Genomic DNA, 19654 nt, shown 5'->3' with positions numbered 1-19654 from the left:
AGGCGGCGCGGCGGCCGCAGCGCCCCACCCCCCCTCCGCCTGCACCCGGCTCCCACGCGCCGGCGGCGCCGGCCCGCCGCCGGGCGCCCCCGCCGCCCCGGCGGGCCAGCGATCGCATCGCGCACCTGCAGGACCTGGCCAGCATCGCCCGCCGCCTGCGCGAGGAGCACGCGCGCGCCGAGGCCGACGAAAAGGCCCGCCGCGAGGCCGCCGCGCGCCTGGAGGCCGAGCGCCACCTCTTCAGCCGCAGCGTAGGCCCCGTCACGCCGCTGCGCAGCCCCAACGTGGCACGCCTGCGCCGCCACAAGCCGCCACCGCTGCCCGTGCAGCACTGGCTGGACGAAGAGCGCGTGCTGGTCGAATCCATCAGCGACGACTTCGACGTGAGCACCCTGCTCGACACCGACGACCAGCTGAGTTTTCGCCGCCCCGGCATCGGCGTGGAAATCACGCGCCGCCTGCGCTCGGGCCACTGGAGCATCCAGCGCCAGCTGGACCTGCACGGCCTGCGCGTGGACGAAGCGCGCGAGGCACTGGGCGAATTCATCCGCCACGCCCACAAGGCCGGCCTGCGCTGCGTGCGCGTGGTGCATGGCAAGGGCCTGGGCTCTCCGGGCAAGAGTCCGGTGCTCAAGAGCCGCGTGCAGCGCTGGCTGGTGCAAAAAAGCGAAGTGCTGGCCTTCGTGCAGGCCCGGCCCATCGACGGCGGCGCGGGCGCGCTGGTGGTGCTGCTGCAGCCCGTGCATCCACGCCAGCGCTAGGCACGCGCAGCGCAGATCGCCCCGCTCTGCCCTGCGCACCTGGAGAGCCGGGCAGCCTGCCGTGTTGCCGACGCCCGCCGCGACGGCCGCTACCACAGCCGCTGCAACGGTTGTGGCGATGCACCCTGCCTCACGCCGTCTTGGTGCGTCCCGCGGGCGCCAGCCCCCGCATCTCCAGCCGCACGCCCAAGCCCTTGAGCTCCTCGCTTTTGCGCAACTGCAAGTGGCCCCCATAGGCCTGCGCGATCTGGCTGGCAATCGCCAGGCCCAGCCCGCTGCCCTGCACGGACTCGTCAAAACGCACACCCCGCTGGCCCGCCGCCTGCAGTTGTGCGGGCGTCATGCCGGGGCCATCGTCTTCGATGTCCAGGCACAGGCTGGCATGTTCTGCGCCACCTTGCACCGACACAGACACCGACAGTGTCAGCCGCACCCGCGAGGCGGCCCACTTGCCCGCGTTGTCCAGCAGGTTGCCCAGCACCTCCTCCAGGTCGGCGCGTTCTCCGCGCCAGTGCAGCGGGCCTTGGGTATCGTCTGCCGGCATCCAGTCCAACCCCTGCGCGGCGTGCAGGCGTTCCATCATGCGCAGCACCTGGGCCACGCAGTCGCGCACGTCCACGGCCTGGCCGGTGCTGCCGGGGCGGGCGTGCAGCGCATCGCTCAAGGTGCGGGCCTGGTAGCGGTCCACCAGCTGGGCCATGGCCTCGACCTGGCGCTGCACCTCGCTGCTGGGCACCTGCGGCTGCGCGCTGGCCTGTGCGCTCAGCAGGGCCAGAGGCTTCTTGAGCGCGTGGTTCAGGTCCACCGCATGGGCCCGCGCGCGGGCCACCACGTGCGCGTTGTGCGCCAGCAGGCCTGCCAGCTCGTTCTGCAGGGGCTGCAGGTCGCGCCCCGTGGGGGCGGCCAGGTGCAGCGCCACATCGGGCCCCGCGCCCTGCGGCGCGCGCAGGGCAGCCAGCATCGCCTCCAGCCGGCGCAGCGGCGCCAGCCCCACCCGCACCTGCAGCCACGCCAGCCCCCCGGTGAGCAGCATCAGCACCAGCCCGGCCACCACCAGCGTGCGGTCGATCTGCCGCATGCTGCTGTGCAACTGCGCGGCCGGGCCGTAGACCGTCAGCGTGACCTGCACGGGAGGCTGGCCCAGGGTGACCGGCTGGGTCAGCGACAGCAAGGGTTCTTGCAGCGGCCCCGTGGCCCGGTGCAGCGTAGCCGAGCCGGTGGTGGGCGCAGGCTCGGCCGGCAGGCTGTCCATGTCCCACAGCGAACGTGACCGCAGCACATCGCTGCCCGCCTGCGCGCGCCAGTACCAACCGGCGTAGATGGCGCTGAACTCATCGGCGCCGCCGGTGGACTCCCGCAAGCCGCCTTGGGGCCCCAGGTGCAGCCGCGCGCCCACGCGCTGGGCCTTGTCGCGCAGCACCTGCTCGAAGCTGGCCAGCAGGCTCTGGTGCATCTGCACGCGCAGCCACAGACCCCCGGCGCCCACCAGCAGCAGCATGGGGACCAGCGCCAGCAGCGCAATGCGCGTGGCCATGGGCCACTGGGCCAGCGCCAGCGCCCACGCGGCGCCGCTGTGTGCCCGGGCCGGCGCAGGCGGTGCGGGCGGCCCAGGCGGCGTGGCGGGGTCGATCCGCATCAGCCCGCCACGTCGGACGCCACGAGGCGAAAGCCCTGGCCGCGCTCGGTCACCAGCTGCGGCGCGCCGTTCAACTTGCGGCGGATGCGACCGATCAGCACGTCCAGCGTGTTGGAGTCCGGGTCGAGGTCACGCGCATACACATGCTCGCTGATGTCGGCGCGCGTGAGCAGCTTGCCCGGGTGGTGCATGAAATACGCGAGGATCTTGTGCTCCTGCGCCGTGAGCTGCAGGCTCTGGCCCTGCAGCGAAAAGCGGCCCTGCACCACGTCGTACTCCAGCGGGCCGGCCGTCAGCACGGCGGCGGCCGACCCGGCCGTGCGGCGCAGCATGGCGCGCAGGCGCAGCACCACCTCCTCCATCAGGAAGGGCTTGGTCAAATAGTCGTCGGCCCCGGCATTGAAGCCCGCCACCTTGTCGCTCCAGCGGTTGCGCGCGGTGAGCACCAGCACCGGCCAGCCGCGGCCCGCGTCGCGCCAGTCGCGCAGCACGCTCAGGCCGTCCTTGAGCGGCAGGCCCAGGTCCAGCACGGCGGCGCTGTAGGCCTCGGCACTGCCGGCAAAGGACGCGGCCTCGCCGTCGTGCTCCACATCCACCGCGAATCCCGCCGCCTCCAGCGCCACGCGCAGTTGCTGCGCCAGCGCCACATCGTCTTCCACCACCAGGATGCGCATCAGTCGTCCACCTTCTGCCGCGTGACTTCCAGGCTCACGGCGTCCACTTCGAGTTCCAGCTTGAAGCCGTTGGGTTGCTGCAGCTCCACGCTGTAGTAGGGGCGGCGGCGGTGGTCCGTCTCCAGCTCCACCTCCAGCACCAGGCCCGAAAAGCGAGGTCGCAAGGATTCGAGCATCACGGCCATGGACTTGGGCGTCGCGGGCGTGCCCGCCGTTTGTGGCGGGGTCAGCACCTCGCCCGTGTTCACGTCCACCAGCAGCTTCATCTCGCCGGCGGGCCGGTCCGAGAGCTTGACCTCGTACACCGCCTTGCCCTGCGCGTCGCGCTCGAACTCGGCATTCACCACGCGCGAGCCGTAGCGCTGCTCCAGCTGCTGGATGTAGCGCGCCATCTGCGCCAGGCCCACAGGCTGCGTGGGCCAGTCGCGCTCCTGCGCCACGACACTGCCCGTGGCCGCATCCACCAGCACCTCGTGCTTGGTGCCGCGGGCGTCGATGATCTTGATCTCGTAGCGCAGCTCGCCCTTGCGGCCGTGCTTGGTCTCCACGTCGATGACGCGCCCGCCGTACTGGCGGCTCATGTCCGCAATGATGCTGTTGAGCGGCTTGAGCTGCCCGCTCTGCACGCCACGCCGCGCCACATCCTGCTCGGCGGCGGGGGCCTGCGCGCAGGCCAGCGCCACCGCGGCGCAGGCCGCAGCCTGCGTCCAGGTCCGCAAAATTCCATTCTTCATCGCCGGGCCGCCCCAAGATGAAGAGCGCTCCCTCGGGGGGCAGTGACCACACGAAGTGGGGAACGTGGGGGCCATATCTCTCATCGCGCGATTATTGCGGAGGCCATTAAACGGACCATGAACGGACGCTTCACGGTGGGTTTAGGAACGGTTGCGCACACTGCCTCCCAGTTCTTCACAACCACTGCCACACCGAAAGGAAGCACCATGAAAAAGACCGTTCTGACCCTGGCCTTCGCAACCGCCGCCGCGGCCTCCGCCCTGCCCTCCATGGCCTGGGCCATGGGCGCCCAGGAGGCCGTCAACGTGATGGCCAAGAACCACTACGTGGCGCCGCACGACCTGCAAAAGCAATACGGCTACTGGACCGCCGAGGCCGTCTCCAACGACGGGGTGCGCGCCACCGTGCTGGTCAACGATGCCAACGGCAGCTTCACCGCCGTGCGCAAGGGCGACATCGGCACCGCCCTGCCCAGCGTGGAACGGGTGGCGCAGCAGGTGCGCGCCGCCGGCTACAGCTTCGTGTACGGCGTGGAGCTGGACGACGGCTTCTGGCAGGCCAAGGCCCGCCAGTCCGTGACCAACCGCGAGAAGGTCGAGTTCGTGCTGCACCCCGTGACGCTGGAGGTGCTGAGCCAGGTGGGCCGCAGCGGCGGCACCGTGAACGGCCAGCCCGTGCTCAGCGCCGACCAGGTCGTGACAGCCCTGCAGCAGGCCGGCTACACCCGCGTGCGCGGTGTCGAATACGACGATGGCTACTGGGAAGCCGAGGCGACCAACACAGCCAACCTTGCGGTGGAGCTGCGGGTGGACGCCGTGACCGGGGCCGTGCTGCGCGAACAGCTGGACGATTGAGCGGCCGGCGGCTGCCCTGCGCCAGGGTGCTGAAGCAACCCACAAAAAAAGACACCGGGCCCCGGCATGCCCAAGCAGCCGGTCCAGGTATCTTTTCAGGGCCGTTGGCGGCGGGCACGCCGAGCGTGCCGCGCACCGGCTTTACTTGGACAAATCGACCGCGTACTTCGACGTGCCCTTGCCCGAACCGTCATCCGCTGCCAGCAGCGACACATTGGTCAGGCCTGCCGCCTGCGCCACGGCGAGCGCATTGCCGCCCGAGCTGAACACCACCGGCCCCGCCACGCTGGCCTTGGCAAAGCGCCAGCTCTTGGCCGCGCCGTTGGCACTGCGCGTCACCGCCGGGTTCTTGCGGATGTAGTCGATCACCACGTCCCGGTTGGCGTCGGGCGAGGCCCAGATGGTGCCCGAGCCATCGAGCTTGTCGATGAAGCTCTTGCCGCTGGTGGCGCGGTAGTTGTTGGTGGCGATCACGAACTCCTGCGCCACGTCGATGGCCTTGCCCAGGTAGGTCAGGTTCCTGATGCGGCTGCCCACGGGCTTCGTCACGTCGATCTCGTACTGCACATCGGCCGTGGTGAACATGTCGAAGTTGTAGCCCGGGAAGGTGCTGATGAGCTGCTGCTCGCCGGTCTTGGCGGGGTCGATCTGGTTGAAGCGCTTGGCAGCCGCCTCCAGCCAGTTCTTGATGTCGCCGCCGTTGACCTTCACCGCGTACACCGTGTTGGGGTACAGGTACAGGTCGGCCGCGTTGTTGATGGCCAGCGGGCCCACGGCCACGTCGGTGTAGTCGGCACCGCCCTGGAAGCCGCTCTTGAACGGCGCGCTCACCGACAGCACGGGCAGCTGTGCATACTGCGGCAGGCTGGCCTTGATGTAAGCGGCCACATAGGCCTGCTGCGCCTGGTTCACGATCTGGATCGCGCCGGGGTCGCCCACGTCGGCGAACAGCGTGCTCATGCGGAAGTCGGTCTGGCCGATGGGTGTCTTCACGTACTGGATGGCGGCCTGGTGCTGGGTCTCGACGAGCGGCGCCACGCTGGCGTCCGCATCCACGGTCACTGTGGCGCCCGCGGCGTTCTTGTTCTGGATGTTGCGCAACTCGGACTTGCTGGCCGTCTTGTTGACGACCCACTTGGCGCCGTCCCACTGCAGCGCGAGCTGCACCACACCCAGGGCCTTGCCCCACGAGCTGGCCATCACGGCGGGCACGCCGTTGACGGTGCCGGCCTTGTGGTCGACACCGGCCATGGTGAAGCCGGGCGTGGCCGCGGTGTCGGGGAACACGCCGTGCTGGTGGCCCATCACCATCGCGTCGATGCCGGCCACCTTGGAGAGGTACAGGCCCGGGTTCTCCATGGTGGGCGAATACGCCGCGCTGTCCATGCCGCCGTGCAGCAGCGCGATCACGATGTCGGCGCCCTTGGCGCGCAGCTCGGGCACGTACTTCGTCGCAGCCTCGACCGCGCCTTGCGTGGTGACCTTGCCTTCGAGGTAGCGCTTGTCCCAGTTCATGATGCCCGGCGTGGTGAAGCCGATCACGCCCACCTTGATGGGCAGCTTCACCTCCTTGCCGTCCGCGCCCTTGGCCACCAGCGTGCGCTCGAGCACGGTGTAGGGCTGCACCAGCGGCTTCTGGGTCTTGTTGCTGGTCACGTTGGCCAGCACCATCGGAAAGCCCGCGCCCGCGCACTTCCTGGTGGCGTCCACGCCGTCCACCTCCAGGCCGCCGCCCAGCACCTGGTTCAGGAACGGCAGGCCGTAGTTGAACTCGTGGTTGCCCAGCGTGCCGGCGTCAAAGCCTAAAGCGCCCATGGCCTTGTACATGGACAGCTGCTGCGTGCAGGGGATGGGGCTGATGGTGGCTTCGTAGTCGGCCAGCGCCGTGCCCTGGATGGTGTCGCCGTTGTCCACCAGCAGCGTGTTGGCAAACTCCTTGCGCGCCGCACGCACCAGCGTGGCGGTGCGCTCGAAGCCGTAGCTCTTATCTTCGGCCAGCTTGAAGTAGTCGTAGCTGCGCACATTGAAGTGCAGGTCGGTGGTCTCCAGCACGGCCAGCGTGGCGGTGGCGCCCGCGTTGTTGTTGCTGCCGCCGCCATCGCCGCCGCCACAGGCGGAGAGGGACGCGGCCAGGGCCAGCACGCTCAGCGTGGCGGTGCGGCGCGAATAGCAAGAAAACGGAAAGGAATCGGATTGGCTGCGAATGCGTTCAGACATGAACAAGGCCCAGGATGAAACAAAGGACCGAGTGTCTGGCGGTGGTTTGACAACGGTATGACGGCACGCGGCCGCCGCGCGTCCCACGGGGGTGTCAGTCAGCGCGGGGGGCGCCGTCGGCTCAGCAGGCCTTCCACCATCAGCAGCAGCAGCGCTGCGCGCAACTCGTCGTGGGTGTCGGTCACGGTGGTATGGGGGCCTCGCAGCACCCAGATGGCGCGGCCGCTGAAGTTGTAGTCGCTTCCCTGCAGGTGGCGCGCCAGGAGTTCGACCTGTTCGAAATCATCTGCCGAGACCGTGTGCGCAACGGTGATGGTGCTGCCCATGGGAACCCTCACATAACTTGCCTGTCAGCCCGCGCGTTCGTGCGCAACCCTGCCTGGTCCGTGGCCCCTGGTCGTGCGAGGACGCCAGCGCGCACAGGCCGGACCGCCCACGCTCTTGCACCGCGCTCTTGCACCACGCGCCGCAATGCGCCGCTGTGGCGGGGCTGCCGGTGCCTGCGGCGAGGAGGCCCTGCCCAGTGGTCTTCTGTGCAGCCCCAGCGTGCGCCGTTGGGCGCGCGCTGTATGTAGTCGTTTGCCGACAAAGCCTTACGACCTCCTGCGCCGCAGCACCCGGCACAAGGGAAGGAGCCGCAGGGTTCGCGTCAGGCGATGCGGCGCACGTCGCCGTTGTGCGGTGAAGCGCTCTCATGGAACAGGTCTTCGAGAAACTGGGCCAGTTCGTGCTCTTCCACGAAGTCGGGGACCACGAAGCCCGCGGGGGTGCGCTTGCCGTCGCCGCCCACGCGGTAGACCTGCCACAGCGGGCCCTCACGCCGCACTTCAACGATGCGGCCAAAGACATTGAAACGGGGATGGGCGGGGGGTGGTGTGTTTTCCATGGACTGCCTCGTGCCGGGTCTCGCGCCTATTCTCCGGCGATCTGCGGGTAGCCGTCGCAGATCACCACCCACGCGGCCTTGGAGGCCACGTGGATGTGCCTTTGCGGCGGCGCGTCAAAAGGGGTGTCGAGCGTGCCCAGGGGCACGGCCACGCTGTCCGCATGCACGCCTTCGCTGTGCCAGAGCAACGGCGAGCCGCAGGCCAAGCAGAACTGCCGCGTGACCCGCGGCGACGAGCGGTAGGCGCGCAGCAGCGCCTGCCCCTGCACGAAGCGGTGGTGCTCGCGGTGCACCGAGCCGTAGCTGGCGAACGCCGCGCCATGGGCCTTGCGGCACATCGAGCAGTGGCAGTGCGATGCGCTGCGCAGCGGCGCCGTGGTTTCGTAGCGCACGCCGCCGCACAGGCAGCTGCCCCGGTGGTGCACGACGGATTCGGTCATGGCCTGGGTTCTCCTTCGACGGGGTGCCTGGGTGGAGCACGCGGCCGGGTCAGGCGCGCGGCGGCGCCGGCGTGGCCACGGAGGCGATCAGGTCCACCTCCACCGTCGCATTCTTGGGCAGTTGCAGCACCCCCACCGAGGTGCGGGTGTGGGCGCCCGCCTCGCCCAGCACGGCGAACAGGATTTCAGAGGCGCCGTCGGCCACCTCGCTTTGCTGCGTGAACCCGGGCGCCGACTGCACATACACGGTGATGCGCAGCACCGACTGCACGGCGTCCAGAGAGCCCAGCGCACGCTGCAGCAAGGCCAGGGCGCGCAGGGCGCACACCTTGGCCCCCGCCTGCGCCTGGGCCAGGGTGGCGCCGGCGCCGGCCGCCCCCGTGGCCACCACGGTATCGCCCACGCGGGGGATCTGCCCGCTCAGGTAGACGTGGTGGCCGTCGCGCACCAGGGGCACGTAGTTGCCCCCGATCTTGATCTCGCCGTCAAAGCTGTAGCCGAGGGCCTGGGCTTGTTCCTGAAAACGGGCGTCACGGGACATGAAAAAAACCTCGCCGGGTGAAATGCCTCCACTATGCCACCCGGCAGGCAGCCCCTGGCGTTGCCAGGCCAGCGGGCGCGCCGCCCTCCGGGGGAAGGCGGCACAGATGCTTCACATATGCCGCGCGAACGGGTCCACCAGCGAGGCGATCGTCACGCCGGCCGGCTGGCCCACGCCCTGCGGGCGCCCTGCCGGCTCGGGGGCTGCGGTGACCGGTGCCACCTTCAGCGGCGACATGCGCCGGCCGTAGACGCGCTGCACGCGCTCTTGCAGCGTGGGGTGGGAATCGAGCCAGTGCTCCATCCTGCCGCCGCCTTCCACGTCCACCAGCAGCATGTGCTGCACCGAAGGATGGTTCAGGCCGCTGTGGCTGTGCTGTTCATAGCCGCGCGGGGTATCCCGGCGCTGGGCCATGACCTTGCGCAGCACGCCGCCCAGGCCGTCCTTGCTGCGCGTCCATTGCACGGCGCGCGCGTCGGCCAGGTACTCGCGCTGGCGCGACACGGCCGCCTTGAGCATGCGGCCGGTGATCCAGCCCGCGAAGCCCGCCAGCATGATGGCCGAGCCGAACCACCACGCCAGCCCCCGCCGCTCGCGCAGCGTGTCGCCGAAGTTGTAGACCAGCTCCAGTCCGAACACCATGCCCGCCAGCTGCATCTTCATGCGCGTGTCGCCTTCGTGCAGGTGCGAGAGCTCGTGGGCGACCATGCCCTGCATCTCCTCGCGGTTCAGGTAGTCGAGCGCGCCCTGCGTCACGGCGATCACGGCGTCGCTCTCGTCCCAGCCGGCGGCAAACGCGTTGATCGCATCGGTGCGCGGCATCACCATGATTTCGGGGCGCGGCATGTGGGCGGCAATGCACAGCTCGTCGACGATGTTGGACAGGCGCTGCTCGGCATGCGAGAGCGAGGGCCGCAGCTCGCGCGCGCCCACGCGCCGGGCCAGCTTGACACCGCCCGCGCGCAGGTTGGAGGTCTCGACCCACCAGCCGCCCAGCACCAGCAGGAGCGAAACGCCCACGTTAGCCGCCAGAAAACCCTGCGGAAACGGCAGCTGCCCGGGCAGCACGGCGGCCATCAGCAGCCAGGCCAGCGCCAGGGCCGCATGCACTGCGACGACCAGCACGGCCACGGCAAGGGCAAAGCCCAGCAGCAGGCGCCGCGTCTCGCTGCGCGCGTTGTCTTGGTGATCCCAGAATTTCATGGCGAGGGCATCGATTAGCGGTACCAGATACCTATTTACCGCGAATCCTCCAATTCCACACCCAAAACGCAAACCACCAGAACATTCCGCTAAACAGAACGTGCCCAGCGATCGCACCAAAAAATCCGCCGGGATCTTCACTCAGGTGGTAGACGCGCCCGTTCCCGTATTTGGAGAACTGCTGCACCGCGCCTTCAATGACGTCGTGCGCGACCACCAGTGAGCTCATCGCGGCAAGGGCGGCAAGTATCGCGATGCAGATCCAGTACCCCAACTTTTCGCCCAAAGATAGGGGCGCACTATGTGGCATCGTTGGTTCCGAACCTGACCTTAGGAGCGGCACGCTCTTCTTCGCTGCGCGTGGATTCGAGCATGGGCACGGTGGGAAAGCCCAGCAGACGCGCCACGACCAGGTCAGGAAACTGCGCCGCCGCGTCGTTGAATTCCAGTGCCTGGTCGTTGTACGCCTGGCGCGCGAAGCCCAGGCGGTTCTCGGTGCTGGTCAGCTCTTCGGACAGCGACTGCATGGTGGCGTCGGCCTTGAGTTCGGGATAGGCCTCGGCCACCACCATCAGGCGGCCCAGGCTGCTGCCCAGCACGCCCTCGGCGGCGGCCAGCGCGCCCATGGCGTTCGCGCTGCCAGGCTCTGCCCGCACGGCGGCGGCAGCGCCCTGGGCCTGGCCGCGCGCCTTGATGACGGCTTCGAGCGTGGCGGCCTCGTGGCTGAGGTAGCCCTTGGCGACTTCGACCAGGTTGGGCACCAGGTCATGGCGGCGCTTGAGCTGCACGTCGATCTGGCCGAACGCATTGGCGATGCGGTTGCGCAGCTGCACCAGCCGGTTGTACACCGTGACGGCCCACACCGCCAGCACGGCGACCAGGCCCAGAACGATCCAAGCAGTAGCTGACATGTCCCACCCTCCTTGTTGTGAATTGAATGAATGGATGCTGGGCGCATCTTAGTGGCGCGCCTGGCCCAAAGGCTTCATACATTTCAGCGGGTAGGGATTTAAGCATCAAAACAGCCTGCAACGCTTTACCCCCAAACGCTAGCAGCTATCAAAAACAGAGCAATCGATGCTATGAGCGCACACCGGGCCCATCCACAGGCTGCGAGGGACACGGCCCAGCCGCTCAAGGGTTGCCACCCCACCCCACAGCCTGCAAAGACAGCAGCCCCGCCAGTGCACCCGTGGATCTGGCTTTGCCAGTCCACCGGGTGCGTCCCCCTTGAGGGGGAGGCGGCGTAGCCGCTCAGGGGGTGCCCCGATTCCTCATCCAGTCGGCCGTCCCCATGAAGCTTTCCTTCAAGCGGGCGCGCAGAGCATCGGGCACGCCTGTCTCGCCCATGGCCTGGTCCATGCAGGCCACCCACTGGTCGCGCTCCTGGATGCCGATGGAAAACGGCATGTGCCGCATGCGCAGTCGCGGGTGGCCGAAACGGCTCTGGTAGTGGTCGGGGCCGCCCAGCCAGCCGCACAGGAACCAGAACAGCTTTTGCCGCGCGCTGGCCAGGTCGCTGCCATGGGCTGCGCGCAGCTCGGCGTAGCCCGGCTCCAGGTCCATCAGGTCGTAGAAGCGCTCGGTGAGGGCGCGCACGCGCTCTTCGCCGCCGATCCAGTCGAAGGGGGTGGTTGCGGTGGCGGCTTCTGCGCCGGTGCCGGTGTCTTTGGGAACGTCGGAATTCATATAAAAAACTGGCCCCAGCGCTTTCCTATAAAGCGCTGGAAGCTATCAAATGAGTAGCAATCGACACGCAGCCTATTCCGCCGAACGGCGCAGCGTGTCCACCACGGGGCGCACCAGCACCTCGCGCAGGCCCCACCAGCCCGCGGCCAGCGCCAGCACCGCACCCGCCACGGCGCCCGCCAGGGGCACCCAGGGCGCGGCCGTCCAGGTGAAGTCGAACACGAAGCGCGCCAGCGCCCAGCCCACGCCCACGGCCACGGCGCTGGCCAGGAAGCCCGCGAGCAGGCCCACGCCCACCAGCTCGGCGCGCTGCACCTGCCGCAGCAGGCTGGCGCGCGCGCCCACGGCGCGCATGATGGCGTACTCGCGGGCGCGCTCCTCGCGCGTGGCGGTGACGGCCGCGAACAGCACCACCAGGCCGGCGGCCAGCGTGAAGGCAAACAGGAATTCCACCGCGCGGATCACCTGGTCCAGCACGCGCTGCACCTGGGTGATGGTGGCGCCCATGTCCACGTTGGTGATGTTGGGAAACTGGCGCACCAGGGCGTTGTCGAAGCCGTTGGTCTCGGGGGCGCGGTACGCCGCCAGGTAGGTGACCGGCACGTCCTTGACGCTGGCCACGGGGTACATCACGAAGAAGTTGGCCCGCATCGACCCCCAGTCCACCTTGCGCAGGCTGGTAATGCGCGCTTCGTTCTGCACGCCGCCCATGTCGAACAGCAGCCGGTCGCCCAGCTGCAGGCCCAGGGTCTCGGCAATGCCCTCCTCGACGCTGATGGCACCTTCCTCGCCCTGGCGCCACTGGCCGGCCACGATCTGGTTGTGGGGGGGTGGTTCGGTGGCGTTGGAAAGGTTGAACTCCCGGTCGACGAGGCGCTTGGCGCGGTCGTCGGTATAGCTGTCGGGGCCCACGGGTTTGCCGTTCACGGCCAGCAGGCGGCCACGGATCATGGGATACCAGTCGTACCGGGCCACGCCGCCGTCCTTGAGGGCCTGCTGGAACGCATCGGACTGGTCGGGCATCACGTTGATGACGAAGCGGTTGGGCGCATCGGGGGGCGTGGCCTTGCGCCAGCTGTCCACCAGGTCGGTGCGCAGCAGCACCAGCAGCACCAGCGCCAGCAGGCCCACGGCCAGGCTGCTCACCTGTACCACGGCGTAGGCGGGGCGCGCGGAGATCTGCCGCGTGGCCAGCACCAGCCAGCGCGGGGCGGTGGCCTCGTTCACGCTCTTGCGCAGCAGCTTCACCGCCACCCAGGACAGCCCCGCAAACAGGGCCACCGCGCCGGCAAAGCCGCCCACGGCAATCAGCCCCAGCTTGATGTCGCTGCTGACCGTCAGCAGCAAGGCCGCGAAACCGGCGATGCCGATGCCCAGCACCGCCAGCGACGCGGGCTTGAGCCCGCCCACGTCGCGCCGGATCACGCGCAGGGGCGGCACCTGGGCCAGCTGCAGCACGGGCGGCAGGCCGAAGGCGAACAGCAGCGTGAGCCCCATGCCCAGGCCAAATGCCACGGGCCACAGGCTGGGCGGCGGCAGGGCTGACTCGACCAGCCCCGCGAGCAGCAGCACGAAGGCGTAGTGCACCAGATAGCCCAGCGCCACGCCCAGCGAACTGGCGAACAGGCCCACGAGAGCGAATTCGGCCGTGTAGGCGCCCGCGATGGTGCGCTGGCTCTGCCCCAGCACCCGCAGCATGGCCGAGGCATCCAGGTGCTCTGCCGCGAAACCGCGCGCGGCCAGCGCCACGGCCACGGCCGACAGCAGCGCCGCGAGCAGCGCCACGAGGCTCAGGAACTTTTGCGCCCGGTCCAGCGTCTGGCGCATCTCGGGGCGGCCGCTTTCGAGGGATTCCACCCGCACCCCGTGCACCTCGGGCTTCTTGGCCTCCGCCACGGCCCATTCGCTGAAGGCCTTGACCGCGGGGCCCGGCCCGATGACGGCGAAGCGGTAGGTGAGGCGGCTGGCCGGCTGCACCAGGCCGGTGGCGGGCAGGTCGGCATCGTTCACCATCACGCGCGGGGCAAAGCTCATGAAGCCCGCGCCCCGGTCGGGCTCGATCACGATGATGCGCGCGATGCGCAGCTGCGCATCGCCCAGCAACAGCATGTCGCCCATGGCCAGGTTCAGCGATTCGAGCAGGGGAGCATCCACCCACGCCTCGCCCCGGGCAGGGATGTCGCGGGTGGGCTGGTCGAGCGCCCCCGGCGCGTCAGCCACCTTGAGGCTGCCGCGCAACGGGTAGCCCGGCGGCACGCTCTTGAGGGCCACCAGCTTGCTGGCACCACCCTGCGCATCGCTGGCCCGGCCCATGGTGGGAAAGCCCACCGTGGTGACCGCCTGCAAGCCCAGGGCCGCGGCCCGCTCGACGAACGCCGCTGGCGTGGGGTTGTCGCTGGCCACCACGGCATCGCCGCCCAGCAGCTGCAGCGCATCGCGCTGCAGGCCGCCCTGAAGGCGGTCGGCGAAAAACCCCACGGACGTGAGCGCCGCCACCGCCAGCGTGACCGCCACGATGAGCAGGCGCAGTTCGCCCGCGCGCAGGTCGCGGGCCAGGGTGCGCCAGCCAAGGCGCAGAAAAGACAGGTTCATGGCACGGAACCTTAGCGCAAACGGAGCGCTCTGGCGCTGTTCAGGGCTTTGCGTCGCCGGCCGCCGGCGCCGCGCCACCGGGCACCCCCGCATCCAGGCGCGCTTGCAGCGCCTCCAGCACGGGCTGGATCTGTGTGCCCACGTGGATCTGGGGGTTGGAGAATCCGTCGGTCTTGCCGGCCTCCACCTCGCGCTGCGCGATCAGCGGCACGGCCTTGGCAAAGGCCTCGGTGAATGAATGGGTCTGGCGCAGTTGCTCGTTGAACACCGCGCGGCCGAAGAACGTGAGCTCGGACCGCGTGCCGCAGCCATACGATGTGTGGGTGGCGTCGGCGGCCGTCATGATGAGCGTGCCATCGGTGGCCAGGGGACCGATCCAGCCGCCGGAGTAGCAGGCCGACACCGCGATCACGCGGTGGCGGATGCCGGCTTCGTCCAGCGCGGCGCGCAGCATTTCCGGCGTGACGGGCTGCACCTGCAGCGGTCCGTGCGATGCCGCCAGCTCGTGGTTGCGCGCGCCGTGCGAGGTCATGTAGATCACCAGCAGGTCATGGTCGAGGTCCATGCGCGCACCCAGGGCCGAAATGGCGCGCTGCAGGTTCTGCGGCGTCGCCCAGACGTGGGTGTCGGCGGTCTCGGCATGGTTGAGCAGGTGGATCACGCGGCCGTGCGCGTCGAACCGTTCCTGCAGCAGCGTGCTGACCATGGTGCTTTCGCGCCGGAACACGTTCTCTTCGGCATAGGGAGCGAACACGAGGCCGTAGACATCCACCACCCCGTCCCGCTGGGCCGCCAGCGCTTGCACCTGGCGCTCCCACAGCGCCTGCTGCGCCTCGAACACCGGCTGCGACAGGGTCAGCTGCGCGGGTTCGGGGCCCTCCTCGGCGGCCTGCGCCGCCGCCAGGGCCGCACCGTCCAGCTCCCAGGGCTGGTCCTGGAACTGCCACATGCCCACCCCGATGACCGCCGCCATCGACACCGCGAACACCGCCGTGCGCAGGCGCGAGCGGATGAAGCGCGCGCTCACCACGACCAGCGCCGCCAGAACCCACGCCGTCAGCACGCCGTAGGCAGTCCAGAAAACGATTCCGGCCGTGTTTCCGACCCACAGCGCGGGCCGGTGGACGGTGGCACCCAGCAGGGCATACAGCACGAGCAGGGGCACCAGCGGAGCCCACGCCGACAACACATACCAGGCGGCGAGCCCGCCCGTTGGCGCGCCCTCCGGGGCCGGCGCGCCGGCCGCAAGGCGCTGCGCGGGTGCCATGGCCCACCAGGCCAGCCACAGAAGCGCCAGGCCGCTCCACATCGGCGCGAGCCAGCCCCGCAGGCTGAACTGGGCGGGCCCTGCCACCTGGAACCGCGCCGCCCCCACCAGCAGCGCGCCGCCGAGCAGCACCAGAACGATCAATTGCCACGGGGTGGGAACCGCGGCCCCCGTGCGGGGCGGCAGGAACAGCGTGGCCCGCAGGCCCTCGCGGACCCAGGCTCCCAGGGGCAGGCGAAGAGGGGCAGGCGCCCCGGCCGAGGCCGCCGCCGGCGCAGTGGCGGGCGCACCGGGGGGCAGCCCCTCATCCAGCGGGATTTCGATCTTGGCGGGTTCGGGGCCCCACTGGCTCGGTTGGGTATCGGCCCAGGCGCCCTTGGCGTTCAGGTCTTGCATGCGCGCATCATGCCACCGCGGGATGACGGCCCGGGGGCCGGGGAACATGCGCAGGGGAACCGGTGCGGACCGCCGCGGGATACCCCCGAAAGTGCCTCTCAGGCCAGGCTGGCGGACGCCGCCGGCGCCATGGCAGGCACCCGCGCCAGTTCAGGCTGCAGCACCAGCCGGTGCACCCCGCTGTAGCAGACGAAGCGGCGGTTGGTGGCGCGCCCGATGGCGCACAGGCCCAGCTGCTGGGCCACGGCATGGCCCATCTGCGTCATGCCGCTGCGCGACACCACGATGGGCACGCCCATCTGGGCCGACTTGATGACCATCTCGCTCGTGAGGCGGCCTGTGGTGTAGAACACCTTGTCCGAGCCCGACATCGGCACATGCCCCCCCGCGGAGGGCCCGCCACCGGTGCGGGCCGGCGCCTCGGGGTTCATCCACATCCAGCCCGCGATGGTATCGATGGCATTGTGGCGCCCCACGTCTTCCACGAAAGTGAGCAGTTCCTCCCCCTGGAACAGCGCGCAGCCATGCACCGAGCCCGCGGACTTGTACGTGGTCTCCTTGATGCGGATGGCGTTCACGATGCCATACAGCTGGGCCTGGGTGAGGCACGCCTCGGGCAGCGCGATCCGGTCCACCTCATCCATCAGCCCGCCAAACACGCTGCCCTGCCCGCAGCCGGTGGTCACCACCTTGCTGGCCGTCCGCTCCTCGATGCGCGCGATGCCGTGGCGCGTGCGCACGGCGGCGGCGTGGACCTCCCAGTCGACGGTGACGGATTCGATGTCGAAGACGGACTCCACCAACCGCTGGTTGCGCAGGTAGCCCAGCACCAGGAGCTCGGGCTGGGCGCCCAGCGTCATCAGCGTGACCAGCTCGCGCTTGTCCACATACACGGTGAGCGGCCGCTCGGCGGGAATGAACACCTGCTCCCGTTCACCCAGTTCATTGACCACCTCGACCCCATGGGTGAGCGGTGCCTGGGCCTGCGTGAGGCGCGGCAACGGCGGGGTGGCGGGGTCCGTGGCGGTGCGGGAAGTCATGGCCGGACTATACGCAGGCTCCGTGCGCGCCGCAGCCAGGGGCCGCAATGCCTCATGGTGTCCTGCCCGGGGCAGGGGCGCGGAGCCCCCTGGGAAGAGGCTGAGCGCCAGCCGCCGGGCCCGCGTTCAGGACTTGGGGGCCGATGCCGCCGCCGCGGGCGTCGACGTGCTGGGCGGGCTGCTCGCCGTGCCAGGCGGCGAATGGGCGCCAGAGGCCTCCAGGGGCTTGGCCTCCGGCGGCGTGTACGCGAACGGTCCGGGGTCGGTGCATGCGGCGGCACTGGTGGCCGTGGCGGGCTTGGCGGCTGGGCTGGTCTTGCGATAGTGGGCCGCCACGCGGTCCTGGGCCAGGCACAGCTTGTAGTTGTCCACCTTGCCCGCCCAGGCCGTCTTGGCGGCGGCTTCGGCGGCCTTGGCCGCGGCCTCGGGCGATGGCGCGGGAAGCTTGGCCACCGCCAGCATGCAGGAACTGGCCGCGCACACGGCCAGGAGCGAGGAACGGAAAAGATGCGTCATGGTGCGGTACCTCATACCTGTGCGGGTTGGCCTGCCGATGGCGCTGCGGCAGCATCGCCCCCCGGGGTGCTGGCACTGCGCTGGCGGGGAATCTTGCCCGCCTGGACGTCGTCATACCAGAGCTCATGGTGCTCCCGGGCCCAGGCCTCGCTCACGTAGCCCGTCTTCATGGCCTTGTAGGCGCCGCGCATGCCCACCGTGCCCATGTAGATGTGTCCGCAGATCAGCGCCATCATCCAGATGGCCAGGGAGGCATGGACCATGTGGGCGATCTGCATGTCGCCGCGCACGTCGCCAAAGCCGGGGATGAGCTTGTCGAGCACCAGGCCCGTGGCCACCACAAGGATGCCAGGGATGGTGATGCCCCACCAGAACAGGCCCTTCTCGCCCGCGTTGAAGCGGTGGGAGGGAACCTGGTGGTCACCGCCCAGCATGCCGCCGCCCTTGGACAGCCACACGAAGTCCGCGCGGTTGGCAATGTTGTCCTTGACGAAGGTGAGGATGATCACGAGCAGCGACACGGCGAACAACGGGCCCATGAAGTTGTGCACGTTCTTGAGCGCATAGGTGATCCATCCGAACAGCGAGGCGCCCAGGACCGGCAGGAGGAAGAACTTGCCAAAGGCCATCACGATGCCGGAGAGGGCCAGCGTACAGAAGGCGAACGCATTGGACCAGTGCGCCGCCCGTTCGAACGGCGTGAAACGCTCGATGCGGCGGGTGCCGGCGCCCTCGGAATGGTCATGCCCCAGCGGGCCCTTGACGAAGTAGAAGATGCCCAGCGCCAGCAGCACGATGGCGAACAGCGCCGCGCCATAGGGAATGATCCAGTGGTTGCGCACCTGCCGCCAGGCCTCACCCGCATTGGTGAAACGCGAGCCGGGATACTGCACAAAGGGCTGGATCAGGTTGCCGGCCTCGGGCGCCTGCGTTTTGGGCAGGCTGCTGTAGCCCGTCACGCCCTGCCCCACCTGGCGCCACATGGGCGCATTGTTGCCAGGCTGCACCTTGGCACGCTCGCCGTTGGTCTGCCCGGCGTACTTGGGGTCCGCGCTGGCATCCGGCTTGACCTCGAAAATGTTCTGGCCCTGGATGCCGCCGGGTGCTTGCGGCGCCACCGCTGCGGCCGTGGCCGGCGCTGCGGCCGTGCCCGCATCGGGCGCCGCTGGCGCCTGGGCACCCGCGGGCCCCCAGGCCACACCCGCCGCCACGACCAAGGCACACACGATGTGTTTCATGGTGAACCTCGCTTCACTTGGTGCGGGTGTATTCGTTCTGGCCGTACTGCTGGCGCGCCTTGAGCTGCGCTTCCCAGCCGGCCTTGTCCCCAGCCTTCCAGCCAGGCTGGGTGAAGTTGCTGCCCGTGCCGGCATATGGCGGCGCATCGGTGCGGATGCCCGCGCCCGTCTGGGGTTTTTCGCCGCAACCGGCGAGGGCCGCGACAGCCCCTGCCGCTGCAAGAACAACAAGAAGGGGACGCCGCTTCATGACTTGCCCCCCGCAGGCTGGCCGGCCTGCTGCGAACCGTAGGCCGTGCCCCAGCCCCACACTTCGGCGCCCTTGCCGCGCTGCACCACGCGGTTGCGGAAGATGTCGGCCACCACATCGCCGTCGCCGGCCAGCAGGGCCTTGGTGGAGCACATCTCCGCGCACGCCGGCAGCTTGCCCTCGGCCAGGCGGTTGCGGCCGTACTTGTCGAATTCGGCCTGGCTGCCGTGGTCCTCGGGCCCCCCGGCGCAGAAGGTGCACTTGTCCATCTTGCCGCGCACGCCGAAGGTGCCCTGCGACGGGAACTGCGGCGCGCCGAACGGGCAGGCGTAGCTGCAGTAGCCGCAGCCGATGCACACATCCTTGTCGTGCAGCACCACGCCTTCTTCGGTGCGGTAGAAGCAGTTGACGGGGCACACGGCCATGCAGGGTGCGTCGCTGCAGTGCATGCAGGCCACCGAGATGGACTTCTCGCCGGGCACTCCATCGTTGAGCGTGACCACGCGGCGGCGGTTCACGCCCCACGGCACCTCGTGCTCGTTCTTGCAGGCGGTCACGCAGCCGTTGCATTCGATGCAGCGCTCTGCGTCACAGATGAATTTCATTCGTGCCATTGCTGTCTCCAATCAGCGATTCAGGTTTTGCCGCCGGGCCGCCCCAAGGCAAAACGCGGCCCCCTCGGGGGCAGCGCAGTACACAAAGTGACAAGCGTGGGGGCC

At 69.5% G+C, this 19654-nt stretch carries 21 protein-coding genes; 2 read left to right on the top strand and 19 right to left on the bottom strand.

Annotated elements, in window-relative coordinates; translation table 11 throughout:
- Window positions 1-116: 116 nt before the first annotated feature.
- A complete protein-coding gene (locus tag AC1RVY_RS15825; RefSeq protein WP_218296299.1) occupies window positions 117-761 on the top strand; it encodes a Smr/MutS family protein in 645 nt (214 codons plus the stop codon).
- A 130-nt stretch (window positions 762-891) separates the two neighbouring features.
- Here the strand turns inward: AC1RVY_RS15825 and AC1RVY_RS15820 are convergent, their stop codons facing one another.
- The 3 genes from AC1RVY_RS15820 to AC1RVY_RS15810 are packed head-to-tail and all read right to left on the bottom strand — an operon-like array spanning window position 892 to window position 3805.
- Window positions 892-2397: a sensor histidine kinase gene (locus AC1RVY_RS15820; protein ID WP_492807105.1), complete on the bottom strand. Its 1506-nt coding sequence runs from the start codon at window positions 2395-2397 to the stop codon at window positions 892-894.
- Window positions 2397-3071 (bottom strand): response regulator transcription factor, encoded by a 675-nt coding sequence (locus AC1RVY_RS15815; RefSeq protein ID WP_492807103.1) that lies wholly within the window; start codon window positions 3069-3071, stop codon window positions 2397-2399. Before AC1RVY_RS15815 ends, AC1RVY_RS15820 begins: the two co-directional genes overlap by 1 nt.
- Window positions 3071-3805, bottom strand: a complete 735-nt coding sequence (locus AC1RVY_RS15810; RefSeq protein ID WP_492807102.1) for a PepSY domain-containing protein — start codon at window positions 3803-3805, stop codon at window positions 3071-3073. The genes AC1RVY_RS15815 and AC1RVY_RS15810 overlap by 1 nt, the downstream gene beginning before the upstream one ends.
- Window positions 3806-4012: 207 nt before the next feature.
- Between AC1RVY_RS15810 and AC1RVY_RS15805 the strand changes: the two genes are divergently transcribed.
- Entirely contained in the window at window positions 4013-4660 is a 648-nt protein-coding gene (locus AC1RVY_RS15805; protein ID WP_492807100.1) for a PepSY domain-containing protein, read from the top strand.
- Window positions 4661-4801: 141 nt separating this feature from the next.
- Here the strand turns inward: AC1RVY_RS15805 and AC1RVY_RS15800 are convergent, their stop codons facing one another.
- The 16 genes from AC1RVY_RS15800 to fdh3B all read right to left on the bottom strand — a co-directional run bounded on the left by AC1RVY_RS15800 (window position 4802) and on the right by fdh3B (window position 19549).
- Window positions 4802-6877: a bifunctional 2',3'-cyclic-nucleotide 2'-phosphodiesterase/3'-nucleotidase gene (locus tag AC1RVY_RS15800; protein WP_492807098.1), complete on the bottom strand. Its 2076-nt coding sequence runs from the start codon at window positions 6875-6877 to the stop codon at window positions 4802-4804.
- 98 nt (window positions 6878-6975) lie between these two features.
- Window positions 6976-7203 (bottom strand): hypothetical protein, encoded by a 228-nt coding sequence (locus AC1RVY_RS15795; RefSeq protein ID WP_218295847.1) that lies wholly within the window; start codon window positions 7201-7203, stop codon window positions 6976-6978.
- Window positions 7204-7526: 323 nt separating this feature from the next.
- Window positions 7527-7763: a DUF7661 family protein gene (locus AC1RVY_RS15790; protein WP_218295848.1), complete on the bottom strand. Its 237-nt coding sequence runs from the start codon at window positions 7761-7763 to the stop codon at window positions 7527-7529.
- A gap of 26 nt (window positions 7764-7789) precedes the next feature.
- Window positions 7790-8203, bottom strand: coding sequence for a GFA family protein (locus AC1RVY_RS15785; RefSeq protein ID WP_492244492.1), 414 nt, complete (start codon window positions 8201-8203; stop codon window positions 7790-7792).
- A 49-nt stretch (window positions 8204-8252) separates the two neighbouring features.
- Window positions 8253-8744 carry a RidA family protein gene (locus tag AC1RVY_RS15780; protein ID WP_218295850.1) on the bottom strand — a complete coding sequence of 164 codons (492 nt, stop codon included), beginning with the start codon at window positions 8742-8744 and terminating at the stop codon, window positions 8253-8255.
- A gap of 111 nt (window positions 8745-8855) precedes the next feature.
- Entirely contained in the window at window positions 8856-9947 is a 1092-nt protein-coding gene (locus AC1RVY_RS15775) for a M48 family metalloprotease (RefSeq protein ID WP_492807097.1), read from the bottom strand.
- A 31-nt stretch (window positions 9948-9978) separates the two neighbouring features.
- A complete protein-coding gene (locus AC1RVY_RS15770; RefSeq protein WP_218339520.1) occupies window positions 9979-10176 on the bottom strand; it encodes a hypothetical protein in 198 nt (65 codons plus the stop codon).
- Between the two features lie 70 nt (window positions 10177-10246).
- The gene (locus tag AC1RVY_RS15765) at window positions 10247-10858 is read right to left on the bottom strand and encodes a LemA family protein (protein WP_492807096.1); all 612 of its coding nucleotides are present in this window, start codon (window positions 10856-10858) and stop codon (window positions 10247-10249) included.
- 343 nt (window positions 10859-11201) lie between these two features.
- Window positions 11202-11636, bottom strand: a complete 435-nt coding sequence (locus tag AC1RVY_RS15760) for a group II truncated hemoglobin (protein WP_492807094.1) — start codon at window positions 11634-11636, stop codon at window positions 11202-11204.
- Window positions 11637-11708: 72 nt separating this feature from the next.
- On the bottom strand, window positions 11709-14228 hold the full coding sequence (locus tag AC1RVY_RS15755) for an ABC transporter permease (protein ID WP_492807092.1): 2520 nt from the start codon (window positions 14226-14228) through the stop codon (window positions 11709-11711).
- Between the two features lie 40 nt (window positions 14229-14268).
- Complete coding sequence (locus tag AC1RVY_RS15750) at window positions 14269-15891, bottom strand: C13 family peptidase (RefSeq protein ID WP_492807090.1); 1623 nt, start codon at window positions 15889-15891, stop codon at window positions 14269-14271.
- A 98-nt stretch (window positions 15892-15989) separates the two neighbouring features.
- Window positions 15990-16931, bottom strand: a complete 942-nt coding sequence (locus AC1RVY_RS15745; RefSeq protein ID WP_492807088.1) for a formate dehydrogenase accessory sulfurtransferase FdhD — start codon at window positions 16929-16931, stop codon at window positions 15990-15992.
- A gap of 126 nt (window positions 16932-17057) precedes the next feature.
- Window positions 17058-17447, bottom strand: a complete 390-nt coding sequence (locus AC1RVY_RS15740; RefSeq protein WP_492807086.1) for a hypothetical protein — start codon at window positions 17445-17447, stop codon at window positions 17058-17060.
- A gap of 11 nt (window positions 17448-17458) precedes the next feature.
- Complete coding sequence (locus AC1RVY_RS15735; RefSeq protein ID WP_492807084.1) at window positions 17459-18685, bottom strand: formate dehydrogenase subunit gamma; 1227 nt, start codon at window positions 18683-18685, stop codon at window positions 17459-17461.
- Window positions 18686-18698: 13 nt separating this feature from the next.
- Window positions 18699-18935 carry a hypothetical protein gene (locus AC1RVY_RS15730; protein WP_492807082.1) on the bottom strand — a complete coding sequence of 79 codons (237 nt, stop codon included), beginning with the start codon at window positions 18933-18935 and terminating at the stop codon, window positions 18699-18701.
- The gene (gene fdh3B / locus AC1RVY_RS15725; protein ID WP_218295860.1) at window positions 18932-19549 is read right to left on the bottom strand and encodes a formate dehydrogenase FDH3 subunit beta; all 618 of its coding nucleotides are present in this window, start codon (window positions 19547-19549) and stop codon (window positions 18932-18934) included. The genes AC1RVY_RS15730 and fdh3B overlap by 4 nt, the downstream gene beginning before the upstream one ends.
- Window positions 19550-19654 lie beyond the last annotated feature (105 nt).

The sequence above is a fragment of the Acidovorax sp. GW821-FHT11A03 genome, assembly GCF_058809075.1.
This window is presented reverse-complemented; position numbering and strand designations above follow the sequence as displayed.

Coding starts and splice junctions, on each gene's coding strand:
- AC1RVY_RS15735 (WP_492807084.1), bottom strand. CDS start 18,685: ATGAAACACATCGTGTGTGCCTTGGTCGTGGCGGCGGGTGTGGCCTGG.
- AC1RVY_RS15790 (WP_218295848.1), bottom strand. CDS start 7,763: ATGGAAAACACACCACCCCCCGCCCATCCCCGTTTCAATGTCTTTGGC.
- AC1RVY_RS15740 (WP_492807086.1), bottom strand. CDS start 17,447: ATGACGCATCTTTTCCGTTCCTCGCTCCTGGCCGTGTGCGCGGCCAGT.
- AC1RVY_RS15730 (WP_492807082.1), bottom strand. CDS start 18,935: ATGAAGCGGCGTCCCCTTCTTGTTGTTCTTGCAGCGGCAGGGGCTGTC.
- AC1RVY_RS15795 (WP_218295847.1), bottom strand. CDS start 7,203: ATGGGCAGCACCATCACCGTTGCGCACACGGTCTCGGCAGATGATTTC.
- AC1RVY_RS15755 (WP_492807092.1), bottom strand. CDS start 14,228: ATGAACCTGTCTTTTCTGCGCCTTGGCTGGCGCACCCTGGCCCGCGAC.
- AC1RVY_RS15815 (WP_492807103.1), bottom strand. CDS start 3,071: ATGCGCATCCTGGTGGTGGAAGACGATGTGGCGCTGGCGCAGCAACTG.
- AC1RVY_RS15800 (WP_492807098.1), bottom strand. CDS start 6,877: ATGTCTGAACGCATTCGCAGCCAATCCGATTCCTTTCCGTTTTCTTGC.
- AC1RVY_RS15820 (WP_492807105.1), bottom strand. CDS start 2,397: ATGCGGATCGACCCCGCCACGCCGCCTGGGCCGCCCGCACCGCCTGCG.
- AC1RVY_RS15770 (WP_218339520.1), bottom strand. CDS start 10,176: ATGAGCTCACTGGTGGTCGCGCACGACGTCATTGAAGGCGCGGTGCAG.
- AC1RVY_RS15765 (WP_492807096.1), bottom strand. CDS start 10,858: ATGTCAGCTACTGCTTGGATCGTTCTGGGCCTGGTCGCCGTGCTGGCG.
- AC1RVY_RS15780 (WP_218295850.1), bottom strand. CDS start 8,744: ATGTCCCGTGACGCCCGTTTTCAGGAACAAGCCCAGGCCCTCGGCTAC.
- AC1RVY_RS15760 (WP_492807094.1), bottom strand. CDS start 11,636: ATGAATTCCGACGTTCCCAAAGACACCGGCACCGGCGCAGAAGCCGCC.
- AC1RVY_RS15750 (WP_492807090.1), bottom strand. CDS start 15,891: ATGCAAGACCTGAACGCCAAGGGCGCCTGGGCCGATACCCAACCGAGC.
- AC1RVY_RS15745 (WP_492807088.1), bottom strand. CDS start 16,931: ATGACTTCCCGCACCGCCACGGACCCCGCCACCCCGCCGTTGCCGCGC.
- AC1RVY_RS15810 (WP_492807102.1), bottom strand. CDS start 3,805: ATGAAGAATGGAATTTTGCGGACCTGGACGCAGGCTGCGGCCTGCGCC.
- fdh3B (WP_218295860.1), bottom strand. CDS start 19,549: ATGGCACGAATGAAATTCATCTGTGACGCAGAGCGCTGCATCGAATGC.
- AC1RVY_RS15805 (WP_492807100.1), top strand. CDS start 4,013: ATGAAAAAGACCGTTCTGACCCTGGCCTTCGCAACCGCCGCCGCGGCC.
- AC1RVY_RS15775 (WP_492807097.1), bottom strand. CDS start 9,947: ATGAAATTCTGGGATCACCAAGACAACGCGCGCAGCGAGACGCGGCGC.
- AC1RVY_RS15785 (WP_492244492.1), bottom strand. CDS start 8,203: ATGACCGAATCCGTCGTGCACCACCGGGGCAGCTGCCTGTGCGGCGGC.